At 70.3% G+C, this 3,980-nt stretch carries 6 protein-coding genes; 5 read left to right on the top strand and 1 reads right to left on the bottom strand.

Annotated elements, in window-relative coordinates; translation table 11 throughout:
• Nucleotides 1-36: 36 nt before the first annotated feature.
• From CF8_RS22375 to CF8_RS05640, 4 genes are all read left to right on the top strand, one after another.
• The gene (locus tag CF8_RS22375) at nt 37-552 is read left to right on the top strand and encodes a hypothetical protein (protein ID WP_198016953.1); all 516 of its coding nucleotides are present in this window, start codon (nt 37-39) and stop codon (nt 550-552) included.
• Nucleotides 549-1,094, top strand: coding sequence for a hypothetical protein (locus tag CF8_RS05650; RefSeq protein WP_010832171.1), 546 nt, complete (start codon nt 549-551; stop codon nt 1,092-1,094). The genes CF8_RS22375 and CF8_RS05650 overlap by 4 nt, the downstream gene beginning before the upstream one ends.
• Nucleotides 1,095-1,218: 124 nt before the next feature.
• Nucleotides 1,219-2,085 carry a 3-methyl-2-oxobutanoate hydroxymethyltransferase gene (gene panB, locus CF8_RS05645; RefSeq protein ID WP_010832170.1) on the top strand — a complete coding sequence of 289 codons (867 nt, stop codon included), beginning with the start codon at nt 1,219-1,221 and terminating at the stop codon, nt 2,083-2,085.
• Nucleotides 2,086-2,283: 198 nt separating this feature from the next.
• A complete protein-coding gene (locus tag CF8_RS05640) occupies nt 2,284-3,285 on the top strand; it encodes a PQQ-dependent sugar dehydrogenase (RefSeq protein WP_010832169.1) in 1,002 nt (333 codons plus the stop codon).
• 4 nt (nt 3,286-3,289) lie between these two features.
• On the opposite strand, the gene CF8_RS21860 is transcribed toward CF8_RS05640, so the two are convergent.
• Entirely contained in the window at nt 3,290-3,595 is a 306-nt protein-coding gene (locus CF8_RS21860) for a hypothetical protein (RefSeq protein WP_156887159.1), read from the bottom strand.
• An 85-nt stretch (nt 3,596-3,680) separates the two neighbouring features.
• On the opposite strand from CF8_RS21860, the gene CF8_RS22370 reads away from it, so the two are divergent.
• The coding region (locus CF8_RS22370) for a hypothetical protein (protein WP_198016950.1) at nt 3,681-3,980 on the top strand (300 nt) is incomplete at its 3' end.

Below are 3,980 nucleotides of genomic sequence, written 5' to 3'. Positions count from 1 at the left end.
CTAACCTCCGTGGACAGAACACCTAGGGTGAACCGCATGACTCGGATCCTGCTCGTCGTCCTCCTCATGGCGTTCGCCGCTGCCTGCACCAGCCCCGGTTCGACGGACTCCGGAGACGACATGCCAGACGCGAAGACCTTCAAGAAGGAGATGGACGCGGAGGCGGCGAGCCTGTTGCCCGACCTGATGACAGCGTTCGGCGGTCAGCTGAACGGCATGCAGGCGACGTTCCACGAGCGCGGCGGCTTCGGCATCTGGGACTACACCGCGAAGGGCACCGTCTACGCCCTGCCGGGCACCGACGACCAGGCTCTGGCCGCTGGTTCGCGTGTGCTCGAGGACCACGGATTCACGGTGGAGACCGACAAGGAGAAGGTGCGACTCCGGGCCAGCAAGGGCAACATCAGCGTCCTCGTCGACTCAGCATTTCCAGGTGACGACAAGGGTGTCGCATCGCTCAACCTGTCGATGAGCAGCGCCGCCACCATCAGCGAGGGCGACGACTTCGCAGAGAGCGCCCCCGCCGAGGACTATCTGGACTACCTGAAGTGAAGCCGCGCCCCAAGATCAACCCCCTGGTCGGGATGCTGATCGCGGTGCTCGTTGCCGCACTGGCGGCCACCTGCAGCGGCAGGAACTCCGCCGACGAGCCGAACGAGGCCGAGACCTTCAAGGCCGAGATGGACACAGAAGCAGCACGGCTGTTGCCCGCCCTCATGGATGCCGTCGGGGGGCGGCTCGGCGGGATGCAGGCGACGTACTACGAGCGCGGCGGCTTCGGCATCTGGGACTACACCGCGTCGGGCGGCATCGTCGACACGGCTGCCTCGACGACTGATTCGCTCGCGGCGTCCGCGGCCGTGCTCGCGGACCACGGCTACGACGTGGAGACCGAAGATGCGCAACGGCGGGTCCGGGGCGACAAGGGCGAGATCGTCGTCCTGGTCGGCGCCTCCCTCCTGAAGGGCGAGGCGACCGGGCTCAACATCAGCATGGGCAACCTCGGCACCGTCAGCGAGGGAGACGACTACGCCGAGAACGCGCCGCCTGCGGACTATCTCGCGTTCGTCGATCCCCAGCATGCGAGCCGCTGAGACCATCCACGTCAGCGCGCGACCGTGACCACGGCCACAGCGCGCAGGCCCTCCCCGGGTCTAGCCTGACCACGTCCGTGGACTCCGACCGGGAGCCGCGAGATGTCCGGAGGAGAGATCACCCATGACCGAAGAGACCGCGCCGTACGGCGCCGGCAGCAAGCCCGCAGGCGAGCAGGCTGCTGCGCCCGCGCCGATCAAGAAGATCCGCACCCATCACCTCCGGGAGATGAAGGAGCGTGGCGAGAAGATCACCATGCTCACGGCCTACGACATGTACACCGCGCAGACCTTCGACGAGGCCGGCATCGAGCTCCTCCTGGTCGGCGACTCCGCGTCCAACAATGTCTACGGCAACGAGACCTCGCTGCCGGTGACGGTCGACGAGCTGCTCCCCCTGACCCGCGCCGTGGCACGCAGCGTCACCCGCGCGATGGTCGTCGGCGACCTGCCCTTCGGCAGCTACCAGGCCTCGCCCGAGCAGGGTTACCTCACCGCGGTGCGCTTCATGAAGGAAGCCGGCGCCCACTGCGTCAAGCTCGAGGGCGGCGCCGAGATGGCGCCCGTCATCACCAAGTGCGTCCAGGGCGGCATCCCGGTCATGGCCCACATCGGCTTCACCCCCCAGTCCGAGCACACCCTCGGCGGCTACCGCGTCCAGGGCCGCGGCGAGAGCAGCGACCGGATCATCGCCGACGCGCACGCCGTACAGGACGCGGGCGCCTTCGCCGTCGTGATGGAGATGGTCCCCGGCGACGTCGCCGAGCGCATCTCCAAGGAGCTCACCATCCCCACCATCGGGATCGGTGCCGGCAACGGCTGCGACGGCCAGGTGCTCGTCTGGCAGGACGCCTTCGGACTGCGCACCGGTCGCATGGCCAAGTTCGTCAAGCAGTACGCCGACGTGCACACCGTGCTCCTCGAGGGTGCCAAGGCCTATGCCGACGACGTGCGCTCGGGCGCCTTCCCCGGCCCGGAGCACACCTTCTAGGTCTCGTGACGCGCACTTCGGGGCGGCGTAGCGTGTCGCAATGTCGTCACGCCACGCCGCTCTCGTGCTGTCCGGCCTCCTCGGCCTCGGCGCCCTCACCGCGCTGTCCCCCGCTCCTGCCGCGGACCAGCTGCCGGTCAGCGCCAGCGCTGACCCGCAGGTGCGGGTCCGCACGGTCGTCGCCGGGCTCGAGAACGCGTGGGACGTCCAGCCGATCGGCGACGGCGACCTGCTCGTCACCGAACGCGACCGGGCTCGCTCAGCGTCGTGCGGGACGGGAGACGGCGGACGGTCCGCTTCCCGAGCAGACGGGTGTGGGTGTCGGGCGAGACGGGCCTCATGTCGATGGCGGTCGATCCCCGGTTCGAGCAGACCCGCCGCTTCTGGACGTGCCAGGGCTGGAGGTCCGGGGGCCGGCACGACATCCGGGTCTCCCTGTGGCGGCTCGATGGCGACGTACGGCGCGCGCGGCTGGTCCGGCACGTGCTGACCGGACTGCCGACGACGAGCGGTCGCCACGGTGGCTGCCGGCTGCTGCTCGATGCTGGCTCTCGCGCGCTCTTCGTCGGCACCGGTGATGCCGCCGACCCGGCCAACCCCCGCAACCTGTCGTCGCTCGGCGGCAAGGTCCTGCGAGTGCATCGCCGCACCGGTGCCGCGATGGCCGACAACCCGTACGCCGACGCGCCCGATCGGCGCCAGCGACTGGTGTTCACCTACGGGCACCGCAACGTGCAGGGCCTGGCCCAGCGGCCTTCCGACGGGGCGGTGGTGAGCGTCGAGCACGGCTCCTTCCGCGACGACGAGGTCAACGCACTCTCCTCCGGCGCCGACTTCGGCTGGAACCCCGGCCCGGGCTACGACGAGAGCGTGCCGATGACCGACCAGTCCCTGCCCGGCGTGCAGACCGAGGCGATCTGGAGCTCGGGCACCCCCACGATCGCCACGTCCGGCGCGGCCTGGACCTCAGGCTCCCGCTGGGGTGCGTACGGCGAGGCGCTGGCCGTCGCCGCACTCGCCGGCGAGCGGCTGCTGTTCATCCGCTTCGACGCAGCGCTCGGGCAGGTCGACGTGAGCACGCCCGAGGTCATGCGGCGCTACGGGCGGCTGCGGTCGGTGACGTCGTTGCCCGACGGCGACCTGCTGGTGACGACCAGCAACGGGAGCAACGACCGGGTCCTGCGCGTCTCGCCTCGCTGAGACCTCAGGCAGAGGTCCAGCCGAGCCAGCGCGCGCCCGCCATCACGACGGCGAACCAGCCGATTCCGAGCACGAGGGCCAGCACGAGCACCGCCACGGGGCGGCGGACGAACCAGCGACATCCCTGCACCAGAGCGACCACCCACACCACCATCAGGAGCGCGACGACCCACCACGGCACCTGGACGACCGTGGGCGTCGCGGCGAACAGGAAGAAGGCCGAGGCGAGCCCGATCATCCCGGCGAAGGCCCACGGAGAGGCGTCGTCACGACGCCCGGGGGACGGCTCGAGCGGCTGCTGGTGTGACACGCGGCGCACCGTACACGAGTGACATCGTGTGGGCACCCGGGCAGGATCAAGGCTCAGCCATCCACGGTTCTGAGGAGAAGCATCCATGAGTGAGACCCCGACCACCGCCAGCGCCACGACGGCGACCCCGGCGGCCCCCGCCACCAGCAGCCCGGCGCCCACGCCTCCGGTAGCGGAGAAGGCCCCGGTCGCGAAGGCGCCGGCGAAGACGTCGGCAGCCACTCCGGCAGCGAAGAAGGCACCGGCGACGAAGGCGCCCGCGAAGAAGGCCAGCACCGCGAAGACCACGACCACCGCCGCGAAGAAGGCGCCCGCGACCAAGAAGGCTGCCCCGGCCAAGAAGTCGGCTCCGGCTGCGAAGGCGCCCGCCAAGAAGGCCAGCACC

The organism is Nocardioides sp. CF8 (assembly GCF_000389985.1).
GTDB classification, from domain to species: Bacteria; Actinomycetota; Actinomycetes; order Propionibacteriales; family Nocardioidaceae; genus Nocardioides; species Nocardioides allogilvus.
Note: the sequence above shows the minus strand (reverse complement) of the source record. Positions and strands in the feature narration are given on the sequence as shown.